At 72.4% G+C, this 16,628-nt stretch carries 18 protein-coding genes and 1 pseudogene; 4 read left to right on the top strand and 15 right to left on the bottom strand.

What is annotated here, in order from left to right; translation table 11 throughout:
- Window positions 1-596, top strand: a 596-nt coding sequence (locus FRZ03_RS23625) for a TerD family protein (RefSeq protein ID WP_186785573.1), incomplete at its 5' end; no start/stop codon positions are given.
- Window positions 597-659: 63 nt separating this feature from the next.
- On the opposite strand, the gene FRZ03_RS23620 is transcribed toward FRZ03_RS23625, so the two are convergent.
- The 3 genes from FRZ03_RS23620 to FRZ03_RS23610 all read right to left on the bottom strand — a co-directional run bounded on the left by FRZ03_RS23620 (window position 660) and on the right by FRZ03_RS23610 (window position 5,659).
- Window positions 660-2,243 (bottom strand): TROVE domain-containing protein, encoded by a 1,584-nt coding sequence (locus tag FRZ03_RS23620; protein ID WP_146467150.1) that lies wholly within the window; start codon window positions 2,241-2,243, stop codon window positions 660-662.
- Window positions 2,244-2,612: 369 nt separating this feature from the next.
- On the bottom strand, window positions 2,613-4,067 hold the full coding sequence (locus FRZ03_RS23615) for an alkaline phosphatase PhoX (protein WP_146467149.1): 1,455 nt from the start codon (window positions 4,065-4,067) through the stop codon (window positions 2,613-2,615).
- Window positions 4,068-4,234: 167 nt separating this feature from the next.
- Window positions 4,235-5,659, bottom strand: coding sequence for a hypothetical protein (locus FRZ03_RS23610; RefSeq protein WP_146467148.1), 1,425 nt, complete (start codon window positions 5,657-5,659; stop codon window positions 4,235-4,237).
- A gap of 264 nt (window positions 5,660-5,923) precedes the next feature.
- Here FRZ03_RS23610 and FRZ03_RS23605 point away from each other — a divergent pair, with 264 nt between their 5' ends.
- Entirely contained in the window at window positions 5,924-7,747 is a 1,824-nt protein-coding gene (locus FRZ03_RS23605; protein WP_146467147.1) for an endonuclease/exonuclease/phosphatase family protein, read from the top strand.
- 151 nt (window positions 7,748-7,898) lie between these two features.
- Here the strand turns inward: FRZ03_RS23605 and FRZ03_RS23600 are convergent.
- From FRZ03_RS23600 to FRZ03_RS39290, 5 genes and pseudogenes are all read right to left on the bottom strand, one after another.
- Window positions 7,899-8,087, bottom strand: a pseudogene (locus tag FRZ03_RS23600) (ArsR family transcriptional regulator); the annotation flags it as partial.
- A gap of 93 nt (window positions 8,088-8,180) precedes the next feature.
- A complete protein-coding gene (locus tag FRZ03_RS23595) occupies window positions 8,181-8,843 on the bottom strand; it encodes a DUF3618 domain-containing protein (protein WP_146467146.1) in 663 nt (220 codons plus the stop codon).
- Complete coding sequence (locus FRZ03_RS23590; RefSeq protein WP_146467145.1) at window positions 8,840-9,283, bottom strand: phage holin family protein; 444 nt, start codon at window positions 9,281-9,283, stop codon at window positions 8,840-8,842. The genes FRZ03_RS23595 and FRZ03_RS23590 overlap by 4 nt, the downstream gene beginning before the upstream one ends.
- Before the next feature lie 53 nt (window positions 9,284-9,336).
- Complete coding sequence (locus tag FRZ03_RS23585) at window positions 9,337-10,032, bottom strand: hypothetical protein (RefSeq protein ID WP_146467144.1); 696 nt, start codon at window positions 10,030-10,032, stop codon at window positions 9,337-9,339.
- Window positions 10,029-10,169: a hypothetical protein gene (locus tag FRZ03_RS39290; protein WP_186785571.1), complete on the bottom strand. Its 141-nt coding sequence runs from the start codon at window positions 10,167-10,169 to the stop codon at window positions 10,029-10,031. The genes FRZ03_RS23585 and FRZ03_RS39290 overlap by 4 nt, the downstream gene beginning before the upstream one ends.
- Before the next feature lie 170 nt (window positions 10,170-10,339).
- On the opposite strand from FRZ03_RS39290, the gene dapA reads away from it, so the two are divergent.
- Together dapA and FRZ03_RS23575 are read left to right on the top strand one after the other, a co-directional pair.
- Window positions 10,340-11,161: a 4-hydroxy-tetrahydrodipicolinate synthase gene (dapA, locus tag FRZ03_RS23580; protein WP_146467143.1), complete on the top strand. Its 822-nt coding sequence runs from the start codon at window positions 10,340-10,342 to the stop codon at window positions 11,159-11,161.
- Between the two features lie 33 nt (window positions 11,162-11,194).
- The gene (locus FRZ03_RS23575) at window positions 11,195-11,701 is read left to right on the top strand and encodes a hypothetical protein (RefSeq protein ID WP_146467142.1); all 507 of its coding nucleotides are present in this window, start codon (window positions 11,195-11,197) and stop codon (window positions 11,699-11,701) included.
- 52 nt (window positions 11,702-11,753) lie between these two features.
- On the opposite strand, the gene dapD is transcribed toward FRZ03_RS23575, so the two are convergent.
- The 7 genes from dapD to sufC form a co-directional block, all read right to left on the bottom strand.
- Window positions 11,754-12,740, bottom strand: a complete 987-nt coding sequence (dapD, locus tag FRZ03_RS23570) for a 2,3,4,5-tetrahydropyridine-2,6-dicarboxylate N-succinyltransferase (RefSeq protein ID WP_146467141.1) — start codon at window positions 12,738-12,740, stop codon at window positions 11,754-11,756.
- A gap of 44 nt (window positions 12,741-12,784) precedes the next feature.
- A complete protein-coding gene (locus FRZ03_RS23565) occupies window positions 12,785-13,375 on the bottom strand; it encodes a TetR/AcrR family transcriptional regulator (RefSeq protein WP_146467140.1) in 591 nt (196 codons plus the stop codon).
- Window positions 13,372-13,695, bottom strand: a complete 324-nt coding sequence (locus FRZ03_RS23560) for a DMT family transporter (protein ID WP_146467139.1) — start codon at window positions 13,693-13,695, stop codon at window positions 13,372-13,374. The genes FRZ03_RS23565 and FRZ03_RS23560 overlap by 4 nt, the downstream gene beginning before the upstream one ends.
- A gap of 94 nt (window positions 13,696-13,789) precedes the next feature.
- On the bottom strand, window positions 13,790-14,122 hold the full coding sequence (locus FRZ03_RS23555) for a metal-sulfur cluster assembly factor (RefSeq protein ID WP_037656710.1): 333 nt from the start codon (window positions 14,120-14,122) through the stop codon (window positions 13,790-13,792).
- On the bottom strand, window positions 14,119-14,586 hold the full coding sequence (sufU, locus tag FRZ03_RS23550; RefSeq protein ID WP_146467138.1) for a Fe-S cluster assembly sulfur transfer protein SufU: 468 nt from the start codon (window positions 14,584-14,586) through the stop codon (window positions 14,119-14,121). Before sufU ends, FRZ03_RS23555 begins: the two co-directional genes overlap by 4 nt.
- Before the next feature lie 18 nt (window positions 14,587-14,604).
- Complete coding sequence (locus tag FRZ03_RS23545; RefSeq protein WP_146467137.1) at window positions 14,605-15,861, bottom strand: cysteine desulfurase; 1,257 nt, start codon at window positions 15,859-15,861, stop codon at window positions 14,605-14,607.
- Window positions 15,858-16,622 (bottom strand): Fe-S cluster assembly ATPase SufC, encoded by a 765-nt coding sequence (gene sufC / locus FRZ03_RS23540; RefSeq protein ID WP_070025400.1) that lies wholly within the window; start codon window positions 16,620-16,622, stop codon window positions 15,858-15,860. The genes FRZ03_RS23545 and sufC overlap by 4 nt, the downstream gene beginning before the upstream one ends.
- Window positions 16,623-16,628: the final 6 nt, after the last annotated feature.

Genomic DNA, 16,628 nt, shown 5'->3' with positions numbered 1-16,628 from the left:
CCCCCGCGCCCGGCGCCGGGAAGATCAACCTGGACAAGGGCCGGGTGAGCCTGCGGAAGAACCAGACGGTGTCCCTGGTCAAGGGCGGTCGCCCGCTCCTGTCCCAGGTGCGGATGGGGCTCGGCTGGGAGCCGGCGTTCCGGGGCGGCGACATCGACCTGGACGCCTCGGTGATCGCCTACGGCCCCGAGCGCAACCACGTCGACAGCTGCTACTTCGGCAAGCTGACGATCCTCAAGGGCGCGGTCAAGCACTCCGGCGACAACCTCACGGGCGAGGGCGCGGGCGACGACGAGGTGATCGTCGTCGACCTGGGCCGCATCCCCCAGGAGGTCACCGGTCTCGTCTTCACCGTCAACTCCTTCTCCGGCCAGAAGTTCACGGACGTCGCCAAGGCATACTGCCGCCTGGTCGACGCGGCCACGGAGGAGGAACTGGTCCGCTTCGACCTCACGCACGCCGAACCGCAGACCGGCGTCATGATGGCCAAGCTGATCCGCCAGTTCTCCGGCGAATGGGACATGACGGCGATGGGCGACTTCGTGAAGGCGCGGACGGTCCGCAACATGGTGGAACCGGCGGCGAAGGCCCTTTGACAGGGAGTTCGCCGGGGCGGCGCGGGGAGCCGGCCGGGGCGGCTCCCCGCGCCCCCGGATGCCTCACGACTGCCAGGGCCAGCGCGCGTCCCGTGCCGCCTCCAGCAGCGGGACCATGCGGAACGCCGCGTCCGTGAGGCCCCCGAAGGTGTGCCGGTGCGCCGCGCCCGAGGGGCCGTGCCCGGCCCGGTAGCCCTCCAGGTTCCAGGTGTAGACCGGCACGTCCGCGGGGACCTGCGACGTCGGCTCACCGTGCCCGCCGGCCGCGTACTGCTCGTCCGTGACGATCAGCACCCGGTCGTGCCGGCGGTAGTGCCGGCGGATCGCCCCGGTCGTGTCCGTACCGCCGAGGTTCCCGAACCGCTCCAGGGCCCTGAGCACCGACTCGCCCCGCCGGTACGGGACCGCCGCGCTCGCCGAACCGAACTCCACCAGGTCCGCGGACGCGGCCCGCATCGCCACGGCCGTGCCGAAGACCGCCGCGGCGTCCGCGCGCGTCAGCCCCGACCCGCCCCCGGACCGCGACCGGAACATGGAACCCGACCGGTCGACCAGCACCAGCGTCCGCCCCGGCAGCGCGGGCACGCTGCCCAGTGAGTGGCGCAGCGCCCGCTCCAGGGGATACGCCCACCGCAGCGAGGGGGCGTGCCGGTAGGCGGCGAGGTAGCGGAAGGGGAACTGCCGCGACCGGGCCACCTGCTCCGGGTCCCCGAGCCGCGCCGCGACCTGCTCGGCCACCTCGTCCGAGACCCCGGCGGCGTCGAAGTTGCGCAGGTTGCGCACCAGCGCCATCACGCCCATCGACGGGATCACCGCCTCCCAGGCCGCCTTGTCCATCGGCCCCTGGAGCCAGCCGGCCAGCGCCTCCCAGGTCATCCCGGCCGCGGCCAGCCGTTCGGCGGCGCCCGGCGAGGTGACGACGGCCCGCCGCCCGGCGACCGGCAACCGCATCAGCTCCCGGTGCGCGGCGAGCAGCGGCAGCGCCGCGGGCGGCACGGCCGTCTCCGGGTGGTGGCGCCGGTCCAGCGCGTACCGGAACAGCTCGCCCTGCCAGGGCCTGTCCGGGTCCGGGGCGGCGTGGACGAGGTTGAGGACGTCGCCGAAGCGGTAGCCCTTGGACGCGGTGTCGTACTTCAGCAGCGCCTTGGGGTGGTACAGCCGTCGTACCGCGTCGGCGATCCCGCGCTTGACGGGCTTGGGGACGGCGCGGCCGTACCGCGACACCCAGTAGGCGAGCAACTCGCCCGGCTCGTCGGGCCGCCGCAGGACCGAGTCCACGACCTGGCGGCCGGTGGGACCGCCGGTCGCGCCCGCGGTGAGCCGTGCGTGCGTGTACTCGGCGGCGCCCACGATCGACGCGGTGCGCATGGTGCCCTCGCCGCGCAGCCAGCCGAGCAGCCCGGCCGTCCACTCGGGGTCCGCGACGGCGAGGTCGCGCACCAGCCGGGCGTACCGGTCGTCGCGGTCCTCGCCGCTCTCGTAGAAGGTGTCCTCGGAGACCAGGTGGGAGACGGCGAGGAGGAAGAGCTCCGAACGGGCGTCGCGCTCGCGGCCCCGGCCGCCCTCGTGCGTGGACAGTTCGCGGCCGGTCGTCGTGACCGCAAAGGCGGGGCGCGCCTTGGTGGCAGGCGTGTTGAATCGCGCCATGGTGAATTCCCCCGAATTCATGCTCGCTTCGAGGAAGGCGCGCCAAAGGGAGGGGGCCCGGGACGGGCCGGGCACCCACCGTGTGGCGCGCCTCCCGAGATCAGGGCGGGCCGCGGCGTGGATTCTCGTCACAGAAGAAGGAGCCGCCGCCCCGCGCACCGGGAGGTGCGTGAAGAAACAGGTGTCCAGAGATCGAGGGCGGCTGAACCGACGGTTGGTGCTCTGCCACTGAGCTACACCGGCCTGCCGGCACCGGTGGCGGGAGTCGAACCCGCGGCCTCCCCCTCAGAAGTGGAAGTAGGTCCTGCCTGTCGCACCTGGACGTACGTCACTCTAGGAGGCGGGCCGCGGGCGGGGCGAGCGAATTGATTACTTCCGCTGGCGCTTCCAGGGCCCGGTGATGGCGACCATGATGCCCGGGGTCTGGATGTTGGCGTACAGGGTCCGCCCGTCGGGCGAGAAGGTGACGCCGGTGAACTCGCTGTACTCCGGCTTCTGTTCGGTGCCGATGTTCAGCTCGTTGCGGGCGATCGGGTAGGTCCGGCCGCTGTCGGTGGCGCCGAACAGATGCTGGACGCCCTCGCCGTCCTCGGCGATGACGAGACCGCCGTACGGCGAGACGGTGATGTTGTCCGGGCCGTCGAACGCGCCGTCCTGGGCCGGGTCCGGGTTCACGCCGAGCAGCACCTTGAGGGTGAGGGTCCGGCGCCGGGGGTCGTAGAACCAGACCTGGCCGTCGTGCTGGACCGGGCTCTCCGCGCGGGCGTAGGAGGAGACGACGTAGACGCCGCCGTCACCCCACCACATGCCCTCCAGCTTGCGGGCGCGGGTGATCTGGCCGTCGCCGAACTGCTTGCGCGTGGACACCGTCCGGGCGTCGCGGTCGGGCACGTCCACCCAGTCGACGCCGTACACCGTGCCGGTCCTCGTGGCGCGGGAGAGGTCGTCCACGAACCGGCCGCCGGAGTCGAAGCACTTGAACGCCTGGAGGGCGCCCGCGTCGTCGGCGAGGGTGCGCAGCCGGCCGTGGCCGTGCCGGAAGCCGGCCGGCGGGGTCCAGCGGTAGAACAGCCCGTTGGGCCCGGAGGCGTCCTCGGTGAGGTAGAGGTGGCCGCGCTTGGGATCGACGACGACCGCCTCGTGGGCGTACCGGCCCAGCGCCTTGACGGGCTTGGGGGCGCGGTTGGCCCGGCGGTCGGCCGGGTCCACCTCGAAGACGTAGCCGTGGTCCTTGGTCATGCCGTTCTGGCCGGCCTTGTCCTCGGTCTCCTCGCAGGTCAGCCAGGTGCCCCACGGGGTGTTGCCGCCCGCGCAGTTGGTGGAGGTGCCGGCGATGCCGACCCACTCGGCGACGTGGCCCCGGCGGACCTCGACCACGGTGCAGCCGCCGGCCGCGGCGGGGTCGTACACCAGGCCCTCGGTGAGCGGCACCGGGTAGGTCCACTTGGCGCGCGGGCCCGCCAGTTCGTGGTTGTTGACCAGCAGGGTGGTGCCCCGGGGGCCCTCGAACGTGGAGGTGCCGTCGTGGTTGGACGGGGTGAACTCCCCGGACTCCAGGCGGGTCTTCCCGCTGTAGGTGACGATCTCGTACGAGAAGCCCGCGGGCAGCGCGAGGATGCCCTCGGGGTCGGGGTGCAGCGGGCCGTAGCCGACTTCGGGGCGGCCGTGCTCCGGGGCGTCCCCGCGGCCGGTGTGCGCGCTGCCGGTCTCCGTGGACGCGAGGGCGTTCGGCGCGGTGGCGAGGGCGCCGACGCTGCCCGCCAGGGCGATCCCGGCACCGGTGAACGCGGATGTTCTGGCGAAGTCCCTGCGGGTGAGCGACATGGTGTCTCCTGTGACGGACGGGTGAGCCGTGGAGGGCGGCGGACCGCGCACACGCTCCCGCCGGTGCCTGAACGGGAGTTGAACAGGAGGCCGCATCGAGGTCCCTTGTTCAAGAATCCGTATACCCGGCCCCATGGCCGCCCCAAGCCCGGCTCACCCGCGGGCGCTCAGCCCCCGTGCTGAGAGCGCGCCTTGAACGCCGCCTTGCGGGCCTCCTTCGCCACCTTCTTGTCCGGGTGCAGCCGGCCCATCGCCTCCAGCACATCGGCCGTCGCCGGGTGCTCCACCCGCCACGCCGCCGCGAAGAAGCCGCTGTGCTGCTCGGCCAGCCCCTCCACCAGGGCCTGGAGTTCCTCGGAGTTGCCCTCGGCGGCCAGCTGGGCGGCGACGGTGTCGATGGTCAGCCAGAACACCAGCTCCTGGGACGGCGCCGGCACCTCGGCCGCGCCCCGCTCGCTGAGCCAGACCCGGGCCAGCCCGCCGAGTTCGGGATCGTCCAGCACCTCCCGCAGCGCGGGCTCCGCCTCCGCGCCGACCAGGGACAGCGCCTGCTGGCAGCGCAGCCGCCGCAGCGGCGCCCCGGCGTCGGCACCGCGGGCCGCGGCCAGCAGCTCCCGCGCCGCGGCGAGCGGTTCCTGCCGGGCCAGCCACTGCTCGGTCTCGGCACGGGCGGCGGCCGGCCCGAAACCGGCGGTGCCGTCGAGCAGCGCGTCCGCGCCCTTGTCGGCGAGGTCGCCGACGGCGGGCGCGTCGAAGCCGGCCTCCAGCAGCCGGGCGCGCAGCCCGTAGGCGCCGAGCGGGGTGAGGCGGACCATGCCGTAACGGGAGACGTCGGTCTCGTCCAGCGGGGCCGCGGGCTCCTCCTCCGCGTCGGCCATCAGCGCCTCGTCCACCGGCTCGTACTCGACCAGGCCGATCGGCTCCAGCGTCCGGAACTGGTCGTCCAGGCGCATCATCGCGTCGGAGACCTGCTCCAGCACGTCGTCGGTGGGTTCGCCCATGTCGTCGGGCACGATCATCGACGCGGCGAGGGCGGGCAGCGGCACGGGCCCGTCCCCGGCGCCGTCCTCACTCACGGTCAGCAGATAGAGGTTGCCGAGGACGCCGTCGAGGAACTCGGCCTCGGCCTCGGGGTCCCAGTCGAGTGACGCGAAATCGATCTCGCCGCCCTCGTCCAGCGCGTCCACCAGATCGTCCAGGTCGGGCACGCTCGCGTCGGCGAGCACCGTCTCCAGGGCGGCCAGCCACACGGTGAGCACCTCGTGCGGGGAGCCGGTGAGCAGCCCCAGCGCCTCGCCCGCGCCGACCGTGCCGGCCTCCTCGTCGGCGATCTCGACCAGTCCGGAGTCCAGCGCGGCCCGCCAGGCCTCGGCGGCGTAGGCGGCCGCGTCGTCGCCGGTGAGACCCAGCTGGTCGGCGGCGTCCGGAAGCTGTTCCTCGACCAGGCTGCCGCCCGCGTCCACCCGGGTTCCGGGGCCCGCCCAGCGGGCGAGGCGGGCGGCCCGGGTGAGCAGGGGCGTGGACAGTGCGGCGCGCGCCAGCTCCGCTTCGGAGTGCAGCCGTACGGGCGGCAGGGGGGAGCTGTCTGACATCGGCTGGATCTCCTCGGAGCGTGAACGGGCTCAGCCCCTCAGCCTAGACGGATTTCCACCCATGCCGCCCGGTTCATCTCCCGGCCGCCCCTCGTACATGGCCGAAACCTTGACAACTCCCCGGCCCAGGCTGGAGATTGACGCGCGTAGAAGTCGGGGGAACAGCCGTTCGCCGGGCTCTACGCGCGTCACGGAGGGCAACGGCCCCCACACGCTCCCATTCCGCCTCGTCCCGGCACCCAGTCACGCCCCGGAGGGATCCCCTTGCCGAGCAGGTCCACCGCGCGCCTCGCCGCGCTCACCGTCGCCGCCGTCTGTTCCGCCGCGTCGGCCGTCGTCCTCACCTCGCCCGCGCACGCCGACTCGGTGCGCATCCACGACATCCAGGGCACCACCCGCCTGTCGCCCTACGCCGGGCAGAAGGTGACGGACGTGCCGGGCATCGTCACGGCCACGCGCACCTACGGCTCCTCCAAGGGCTTCTGGCTCCAGGACCCGACGCCGGACGACAACCCGGCGACCAGCGAGGGCATATTCGTCTTCACCAGCTCCACGCCCAAGGTCGCCGTCGGCGACGCGGTGACGGTGACCGGCACGGTCTCCGAGTACGTCCCGGGCGGTGCCGCCACCGGCAACCAGTCCCTGACGGAGATCAGCAAGCCGGTGGTCACCACGGTCTCCACCGGCAACGCCGTCCCGGCGCCGGTCGTCATCGACGCGAAGTCGGTGCCGGACCGGTACACCCCGCAGGGGGACAGCGCCGACCGCGGTTCGATCAACAACCTGCCGCTGCGGCCCGACACGTACGCCCTGGACTACTACGAGTCCCTGGAGGGCATGAACGTCCAGGTCGCCGACGCCCGGGTGGTCACCGCCACCGACCCCTACGCCGAGCTGTGGGTCACCGTGAAGCCGGACGAGCACCGCGCCTCCCGCGGCGGCACGGTCTACGGCTCCTACGACTCCCAGAACACGGGCCGGCTCCAGATCCAGTCCCTGGGCGCCACCGCCGACTTCCCGACGGCCGACGTCGGCGACACCCTCGCCGGCACCACCACCGGCCCGCTGGACTTCAACCAGTACGGCGGCTACACCCTGGTGGCCGGGCGGCTCGGCACGCTGAAGAGCGGCGGGCTGCAGCGCGAGACCACCGAGAAGCAGTCCGACAAGCAGCTCGCGGTGGCGACGTACAACGTCGAGAACCTCGACCCCTCGGACAACACCTTCGACCAGCACGCCGCGGCGATCGTGCACAACCTCCAGTCGCCCGACATCGTGTCCCTGGAGGAGATCCAGGACGACAACGGCGCCACGGACGACGGCACGGTCGACGCGAGCGTCACCGTGAACAAGCTGATCGACGCGATCGTGGCGGCGGGCGGCCCCCGCTACGACTGGCGCGCCATCGACCCGGTCAACGACCAGGACGGCGGCGAGCCGGGCGGCAACATCCGCCAGGTGTTCCTGTTCAACCCCGAGCGGGTGTCCTTCGTGGACCGCGCGGGCGGCGACTCCACCACCGCGGTCGGCGTCACCAAGGTGCACGGCAAGGCCGAACTGACCGTCTCCCCGGGCCGGATCGACCCGGCCAGCGCCGCCTGGCAGAACAGCCGCAAGCCGCTGGTCGGCCAGTTCGTCTTCCGCGGCAAGACCGTCTTCGTGATCGCCAACCACCTGGTCTCCAAGGGCGGCGACCAGCCGCTGACCGGTCAGTACCAGCCGGTCACCCGCAGCTCGGAGAACCAGCGCCACGCGCAGGCGGCCGAGGTCAACGCGTTCGTGAAGGACATCCTGAAGGTCCAGAAGAACGCGAACGTCCTCGCGGTCGGCGACATGAACGACTTCGAGTTCTCCGGCACCGCGCAGATCCTCGAGGGCGACGGCGAGCTGTGGTCGGCGATCAAGTCGCTGCCGGCGAACGAGCGTTACACCTACGACTACCAGGGCAACGCGCAGGTGCTGGACCAGATCCTGATCAGCCCGGCGGTGCGCCGCGACGACTTCGCGTACGACAGCGTGCACATCAACTCGGAGTTCCACGACCAGATCAGCGACCACGACCCGCAGGTGCTGCGGTTCCGCCCCTGATCCGAGGGGGTCAGGACCGGTCCGCGGGATCGGGACCGCTCCGACGGGTGCGGGACTGGCCGAACGCCCCGTTCGGCCAGTCCTGCCCGGCGGCCTCGTCCGCCCCGCCGTCGGCACCCGGCGCGAAGCCGTGCACGCCGGCGCCGAGCGGATCGCCCCGGCGGCCGCGGCCGCTGGGGCGGACGAGGGCGGGGCGGACCTGCCGGGGCGATCCGACCTCGCCGGCCGGCATGGCCGCCGACGCGGACCCGGCGGCCCGTTCGGCCGGCAGCCGGGCGCGGACGGGGTCAAGCGGCACGGCCGCGGCCTCGGAGTCCTCGATCACGGTCACATCCAGCACGCGCACGCCCTCCCACCGAAGACCTTTTCGTCCAGACGGACCGAGTTTTCGGTGGGAGGGTGTGTCGCGAGACCCCGGGCGGCCCCGGGAGTCTCAGCAGCCGCGGCGGGCGCGGTCCCGGCGGCCCAGCACCCCGGCGGCGATCAGGGCGAGCACGCCGGTGGCGCCCGCGATCAGTACCGGGGTGGGCAGCTCCCGCAGGCCCTGGGAGACCTTGCGCGCGGGCGCGGCGACCCGGGACCCGGCCCGGGCGGCCCTGTCCTGGGCCCGAACGCCCGCCTGGGTGGCCTTGTCCTGCACCCGGGCACCCGCCTGGACCGCCTTGTCCTGGACCCGGTGCCCGGCGTCCAGCGCCCTGCTCTGCACATGGCGCCCGGCTTCCACGGCCCGGTCGCTCAGGGGCTGCCCGTCCGCCCCCGGACCGCCGTGTCCGGTGACCCGGGACTGGAGGGCGTGCCCGGTCCCCTGTACGGCGTGCCCCGCCCGCGCGGCCCGGCCCCGCACCGCCTGCGCCGCGTGCGCGGCCCGGTCCTGGGCGCCGTGCCCGGCGTGGGCCGCGCTGGAGCGCAGCTGCACGGTCATGGCGCCCGCCTTGTCCCGCAGGTCGGCGGCCCGCGCCCGCGCCCGGCCCTTCACATCGACCCGGTCCACCAACTGGGACACGGTGTCGCCCAGTTGGCTTCTGGTCTGCTCGATCTGCCGGCGCAGCTCGTCGGGGCCCTTGGCACCCGGGCGGTGGGGGGTCCTGTCGGTCATCGATGCGCCCTTTCCTTGATCACGTCCACATCGGCCTTGACGCTGCCGAGCGTCCTCTCGGGCACCGGCGAGCCCGCGCGGCGCAGTTGGGCGCGTCCGGTGGCGGCCAGTGCGGCGGCCACCAGGAACAGCGCGACCGCGACGACCAGCGCGGCCGCCCACAGGGGCAGCACCAGCCGCAGGGCCGCGGTGGCCGCGCCGGCCAGCACGATCAGTCCCACGTAGGCGAGGGCGCCCGCGGCGCCCAGCAGTCCGCCGCCGCGTCCGGCGCGCTTGCCCTTCTCGGCCAGCTCCGCCTTGGCGAGGGCGACCTCCTGCCGGAGCAACCGGGAGAGCTGTTCGGTGGCCCGGTTGACGAGTTCACCCGTGGAGGGGTGGTGCCCGTCGAGCCGTCGGGGGTGGGTCTCGATTGCGGGTCGCGTGTGCGAGGTCACGGTCACGGTGTCCCGCCTCCTCTCTGTACAGAACATCCGGGTACCCGGGCCCGGGGGCGTCAGCCCTTGTCCTGGCCCCCGGTCCCGCGGTCGCCGAGGCGCGCGAGCTGGGACTGGAACCAGTCGAGCCGCGCCTGCAACAGCGCGGCCTCAGCGACCAGTTCGGGCACGCTCAGCTCGGCGCCTGGGTCCGGCTCGGTGACGGCCCCGGCGCGGACGCCGTCGTCCGCCCGCACCCGCAGCCCCTCCCCGGCCAGCCGGGCGAACCGGTCGAGGGTGACGGACACCCGGCCGCGCGCGCAGCCCGCGCAGGAGGGGGCCAGCGCGCGCCAGCCGGGTCTGCCCCAGCCGGCATCGGCCAGCAGGGCCGCGGTGGCACCGCAGGCGCAGGGGCCCGCGGTGGCGGTGCGCACCCGCTGCCGGGCGTACCGGAAGCCGCGCTCGAAACGGATGTAGGCGCCGAGCACGGTGACGTCGAGCAGCAGCGCCGTGCGGTGCTCGGCGGTGCAGCGCAGGGCCTCGGCGGCGGCGCGGTCGTGGACGCAGTGGAAACCGCAGTCGCACAGGCGCGCGGGTGGGCGGTGCCTGCGTCCGTAGACGCAGGACGCCTCGTCGAGCACCCCGTACGGGAGCGCGCCGCCGAGCGACACGCCGGTGAACCCCACCCGGGTGCCGTCCTGGGACAGCACCGGGTGGGCGATCTTGTAGCCGGTCGGCGGCTCCGTGGGGCGTTCCGCCGGGAGCCGCAGCCTCATCGGGCGGCCGGGACCTCTTCACGGGCCGGCTCGGCCGGTGCGGTGCGCTCCGCCTCGACGGGCTGCCGGGTCTCTTCCTCCTGCACCGGCGGCCGCTCCTCGGCGACTCCGGTGGCCAGTGCCTTGCCGAGCTTCATGGTGCCTCCCATGGCTGACGTCGGTGACGACCCTTTGGCCATAGTGACCCATGACGGGCCGACTTGGACACACGACCTTGCGCCACACCCGGAATCATTAAGCGAACTTACCGATACCCTTGAAGAAGAATTAAGTAGAGCTTCATCGAGGAACTGCCGACACTGCTTCCATGACGATCACACACCGGCGGTCCCCCTTCGGCCGCGCCCTCTGCGCGATGATCACCCCGTTCACCGAGGAGGGCGCGCTGGACCGGGCCGGGGCCGCGGAGCTGGCCGCCCATCTGGTGGCCGAGGGCTGTGACGGCCTGGTCCTCAACGGCACCACGGGCGAGTCCCCGACCACGACGGACGCCGAGAAGGCGGAGCTGATCACGGCCGTACGGGAGGCGGTCGGCGCACGGGTCCCGCTGATCGCGGGCATCGGCACCGCCGACACCCGGCACACCGCGGAACTCGCCCTCGCCGCCGAGAAGGCGGGCGCCGACGCCGTCTTGGTGGTGGCGCCGTACTACAGCAGGCCGCCCCAGGAGGCCGTGGCCGCCCACTTCCGCGCCGTCGCCGACGCGAGCGGACTCCCCGTGCTGCTCTACGACATCCCCGGCCGCACCGGCACGCGCATCGAGCCGGAGACGATCCTCCGCCTCGCCGAACACCCCCGGATCGTCGGCGTCAAGGACTGCTCCTACGACCTCCTCGGCACCCAGAAGGTCCTGGCCCGCACCGACTTGGCCTACTACGCGGGCTGCGACGAACAGAACCTCGCCCTCTACGCCGTCGGCGCGGCGGGCTGCGTCAGCACCGTCGCCAACGCGGCTCCCCGGCACATCGCCGCGGTCCTCGACGCCTTCGACGCGGGCGACACCGCCCGGGCCACCCGGCTCCAGCTCCGCGCCACCCCGTTGATCGAGGCCATGATGGACTCAGGCCTGCCCGGCACGGTCACCGCCAAGGCCCTCCTCGCCCGCCACGCGGAGTTGACACGATCCTGACCCCCGCGCCCCCGTCTGCCGTACGGTGTCCGGGTGAGCCGCCCCCTGCTGTTCCTGGACGTCGACGGCCCCCTGAACCCGTACGCGGCCCGGCCGGAGCGCCGGCCCGAGGGCTACACGACGATCCGGGTCCCCCTGGACTCCCGCCGCCCGCTGCGGGTCTGGCTGAATCCGGCCCATGGCCCCGCGCTGTCGGCCCTCGGTTACGAGCTGTGCTGGGCGACGACCTGGATGGTCGAGGCCAACCGCTGGATCGCCCCGGTCCTCGGCCTGCCCGAACTGCCCTGGGTCGACTTCGGCGCGGGCCTGTTCGCCCACCGGCCCGACGGCGTGCACTGGAAGACGGAGGCGATCGTGGCGTACGCGGGGGGCCGGCCGTTCGCCTGGGTGGACGACGAACAGAGCCCCGCGGACCGCGTGTTCGTGACCGGCCACCACCCCGGCCCGGCCCTGCTGCACCACGTCGACCCGCGCATCGGCCTGCGCGAGGGCGACTTCGGGGCCCTGGCGGAGTTCGCGGCCGGACTGCCCCCGACATGACGAGCGCCCCTCACCACGCGGGTCGAGGGGCGCTCGGGACGTGCGGGACGCGTCAGTTGTGGCTGTGCAGGATGTCGTTCAGGCCGCCCCAGACCGCGTTGTTCGGGCGGGCCTCGACCGTGCCGGTGACCGAGTTGCGGCGGAAGAGGATGTTGGAGGCGCCGTTGAGGTCGCGGGCCTTGACGATCTGTCCGTCGGGCATGGTGATCCGGGTGCCCGCGGTGATGTAGAGACCGGCCTCGACCACGCACTCGTCGCCGAGGGCGATGCCCACGCCCGCCTCGGCGCCGATCAGGCAGCGCTCGCCGATCGAGATGATCACGTTGCCGCCGCCGGAGAGGGTGCCCATGGTGGAGGCGCCGCCGCCGATGTCCGAGCCGTCGCCGATGACGACACCGGCGGAGATCCGGCCCTCGACCATCGATGTGCCGAGCGTGCCGGCGTTGAAGTTGACGAAGCCCTCGTGCATCACGGTGGTGCCCTCGGCCAGGTGCGCGCCCAGGCGGACCCGGTCGGCGTCGGCGATCCGGACGCCCTTGGGGGCGACGTAGTCCGTCATGCGCGGGAACTTGTCGATCGAGGTGACCTGGAGGTGCAGGCCCTCGGCGCGGGCGTTCAGCCGCACCTTCTCGACGTCGTCCACGGCGACCGGGCCGAGCGAGGTCCAGGCGACGTTGGCGAGGTGGCCGAAGATGCCGTCCAGGCTCTGGCCGTGCGGCTTGACCAGACGGTGCGAGAGCAGATGCAGCCGCAGGTAGACGTCGTGCGCGTCCAGCGGCTTCTCGTCCAGCGAGGCGATGACCGTGCGGACCGCGACCACCTCGACGCCCCGGCGGGTGTCCGGGCCGGTCGCCGCGGTCGCGCCGCCGCCCAGCAGCTCCGCCGCGCGCTCGGCGGACAGCCGCTCGGTGCCGGCCGGACCCGGCTCCGCGACCAGTTCGGGCGCGGGGTACCAGGTGTCGAGGACGGTGCCGTCGGAGGCGATGGTGGCAAGACCGGCGGCGACGGCGCCGGTGGTACGGGAAGCAGTGTCGGTCATGGGGAAAACCTAACGTGGGGCGGGCTGTGGGAGCGAACCGTGTCTCAGGTGCCGGGCGCCCCGGCCCCCGGGTCCCCCGTCCGGCGGCCAGGGCCGTGGCCGATCACCCGCCCGAGCGCCTCCCGCGCGTACTCCTCGTCGTAGGCACCCCCCGTCAGCAGCACCTGGAGGCAGATGCCGTCCATCAGGGCGACCAGGGCGCGGGCCGTCACGGCGTCGACGCGGGCGGCGAGGCGGGCGGCCGTCTCCTCGGCCCACCGGGCGGCGACGGGGCGCAGGGCCGGGCGGCGCAGGGCGGCGAGGTACAGCTCGTACTCCAGCTCCGCGCCCGGACGGTCGCCGCCCAGCCACTGCCCGAGGACGCGGGCGAGACCGGCCGCGAGGTCGGTCCCGGGCGCGGTCAGCGCGCCGCTGTCGTCCAGCACCCTGGCGAAACCCTCGTTGGCCTGGCACAGGGCCGCCACCAGCAGTTCGTCCAGGGTGGCGAAGTGGTAGGTGGTGGAGCCGAGGGGCACGTCCGCCTCCGCGGCGACCGTGCGGTGGCTCAGTCCGGCGAGTCCGTCCCGGGCGGCCACCCGGATCGCCGCGTCGATGATCCGCTGCCGCCGGCCGGGGTCGTGGCGCCGGGCCGTCAATGGCTCGCCCCGCCGAGGTTGAGCACCACCACTCCCCCGATGATCAGCACGATCCCGGCGATCTTGGCCGCGCCCAGCCCCTCGCCGAACAGCAGCAGCCCGAGCACGGCGACGGCCGCGGTGCCCACCCCGGACCAGATCGCGTACGCCGTGCCGATCTGGACGGACTTCAGCGTCTGCGCGAGCAGCACGAAGGAGACCAGATACCCCAGCGCCGTCACCAGCGAGGGCCACGGCCTGCTGAAACCGTGGCTGTACTTCATCGCCGTGGTCGCGCACACCTCGGCGGCTATGGCGCCGACGAGCGTCAGATACCCCATGTGTACGAGCGTACACATGGAATGTACGCGCGTACACAACGGGCGTACGCAAAAGGGGCCACGGCAAGCCGTGGCCCCTTTCACCAAACCGTTGTCAGACGTTGAAGCCCAGGGCGCGCAGCTGCTCGCGGCCCTCGTCGGTGATCTTGTCCGGGCCCCACGGCGGCATCCAGACCCAGTTGATCCGGAGCTCGTTGACGATGCCGTCCGTGGCGGACTTGGCCTGGTCCTCGATGACGTCCGTCAGCGGGCAGGCCGCCGAGGTCAGGGTCATGTCCACGGTCGCCACGTTGGAGTCGTCCACGTGGATGCCGTAGATCAGGCCGAGGTTGACGACGTCGATGCCCAGCTCGGGGTCGACCACGTCCATCAGGGCCTCGCGGAGTTCCTCCTCGGAGGCGGGCTTCATCTCGACGGTGTCGCTCATGCGGTCTTCCTTTCGGCGTCGGCGCCACCCAGCGCCTGGGCCGTCGCGTCCTTCCACGCCATCCAGCTCAGGAGGGCGCACTTGACCCGCGCGGGGTACTTGGAGACACCGGCGAACGCCACGGCGTCCTCCAGCACCTCCTCCATCGCGTCGTCCGGCTCGATCCGGCCCTTGGACTGCAGCAGCTCCAGGAAGGTCTCCTGGATCTTCTGCGCCTCGGGCAGGTCCTTGCCGACGAGGAGTTCGTTCAGCACGGAGGCCGAGGCCTGGCTGATGGAGCAGCCCTGGCCCTCGTACGAGACATCCGCGATCTTGGTGCCGTCGTACTTCACACGGAGGGTGATCTCGTCGCCGCACGTCGGGTTCACATGGTGCACCTCGGCGTCGCCATCCCGAAGACCACGCCCGTGCGGGTTCTTGTAGTGGTCCAGGATGACTTCCTGGTACATCGAATCCAGCTTCACGGTCTCAGCACACGCCTCTCAGCCGAAGAAGTTCCGTACGTGCTCCAGGCCGTCGACCAGAGCATCGATCTCGGCCGGCGTGGAGTACAGATAGAACGACGCTCGCGTGGTCGCGGGAATTCCGTAGCGCAGGCAGACGGGACGGGCGCAGTGGTGGCCGACACGGACCGCGATGCCCTGTTCGTCCAGGACCTGGCCCACGTCGTGCGGGTGGATGTCGCCCAGAGTGAAGGAGATCGCGGCGCCCCGGTCCTCGGCCGTGGTCGGGCCGATGATCCTGAGGTCCGGGACCTGGGCCAGGCGCTCCACCGCGTACTGGGTCAGCGCGTGCTCATGGGCGAGGATCTTCTCCATGCCGATGGCCTGGAGGTAGTCGATCGCCGCGCCCAGGCCGACCGCCTGCGCGATCGGGGGCGTGCCCGCCTCGAACTTGTGCGGTGCCGGGGCGTACGTCGAGGAGTGCATCGAGACGGTCTCGATCATCTCGCCGCCGCCCAGGAACGGGGGCAGGTCCTCCAGCAGCTCCTGGCGGCCCCACAGCACGCCGATGCCGGTCGGGCCGCACATCTTGTGACCGGTGAAGGCCACGAAGTCGGCCTGGAGGGCCTGCACGTCCAGCGGCATGTGCGGCGCGGCCTGGGAGGCGTCGACGCAGACCAGCGCGCCGACCTCCTGGGCGCGGCGCACTATCGCCTCGACCGGGTTGACCGTGCCCAGGATGTTGGAGACCAGCACGAAGGAGACGATCTTCGTCTTCTCGGTGATGATCTCGTCGATGTTGGACAGGTCGAGCCGGCCGTCGTCGGTGAGGCCGAACCACTTCAGCTTCGCGCCCGTGCGCTGCGCCAGCAGCTGCCACGGCACGATGTTGGAGTGGTGCTCCATCTCCGTGATGACGATCTCGGTCTCGTGGTCGACCCGGTAGGGCTCGTCGGCCCAGCCCAGCATGTTGGCCACGAGGTTGAGCGACTCGGAGGCGTTCTTGGTGAAGATCACCTCGTCGCGGCTGGGCGCGTTGATGAACTCCGCCACCTTGTCGCGCGCGCCCTCGTAGAGTGCCGTGGCCTCCTCGGCGAGGACGTGCACGCCGCGGTGGACGTTGGCGTTGTAACGCTCGTAGTACTCGTTGAGGGCGTCCAGCACCTGGCGCGGCTTCTGACTGGTGGCCGCGTTGTCCAGGTACACGAGCTTCCGGCCGTCGTGGACGACGCGGTCCAGCACGGGGAAGTCCTTGCGGATCGCCTCGGTGTCGAGGAGGCCCGACAGCTGTGTCACGCGGATGCGCCACCCTTCACATATGCCTCGTAGCCCTCGTTCTCCAGCTTGTCCGCGAGCTCGGGGCCGCCGGACTCGACGATGCGGCCGGCCGCGAAGACGTGGACGTAGTCGGGCTTGATGTAGCGCAGGATGCGCGTGTAGTGCGTGATCAGCAGGGTGCCGACCTCGCCGGTCTCGCGGACGCGGTTGACACCCTCGGAGACGATGCGCAGGGCGTCGACGTCCAGGCCGGAGTCGGTCTCGTCCAGGATCGCCATCTTCGGCTTGAGCAGTTCGAGCTGGAGGATCTCGTGGCGCTTCTTCTCACCGCCGGAGAAGCCCTCGTTGACGTTGCGCTCGGCGAAGGCGGGGTCCATGTGGAGACGCTCCATGGCCTCCTTGACCTCCTTCACCCAGGTGCGCAGCTTGGGGGCCTCGCCGCGGACGGCAGTGGCGGAGGTGCGCAGGAAGTTGGAGACCGAGACGCCGGGGACCTCGACCGGGTACTGCATCGCCAGGAACAGGCCGGCGCGGGCGCGCTCGTCGACGGACATCGCCAGGACGTCCTCGCCGTCGAGCAGCACGGTGCCCTCGGTGATCGTGTACTTCGGGTGACCCGCGAGCGAGTAGGCGAGGGTGGACTTGCCGGAGCCGTTGGGGCCCATGATGGCGTGCGTCTCGCCCTGCTTCACGGTGAGGTCGACGCCCTTGAGGATCTCCTTCGTGGCGTTGTCGGCCTCGACGGTGACGTGCAGGTCTCGGATTTCAAGCGTTGCCATGGATGC

It is taken from the genome of Streptomyces misionensis (genome assembly GCF_007896895.1).
Classification (GTDB): domain Bacteria; phylum Actinomycetota; class Actinomycetes; order Streptomycetales; family Streptomycetaceae; genus Streptomyces; species Streptomyces misionensis_A.
This window is presented reverse-complemented; position numbering and strand designations above follow the sequence as displayed.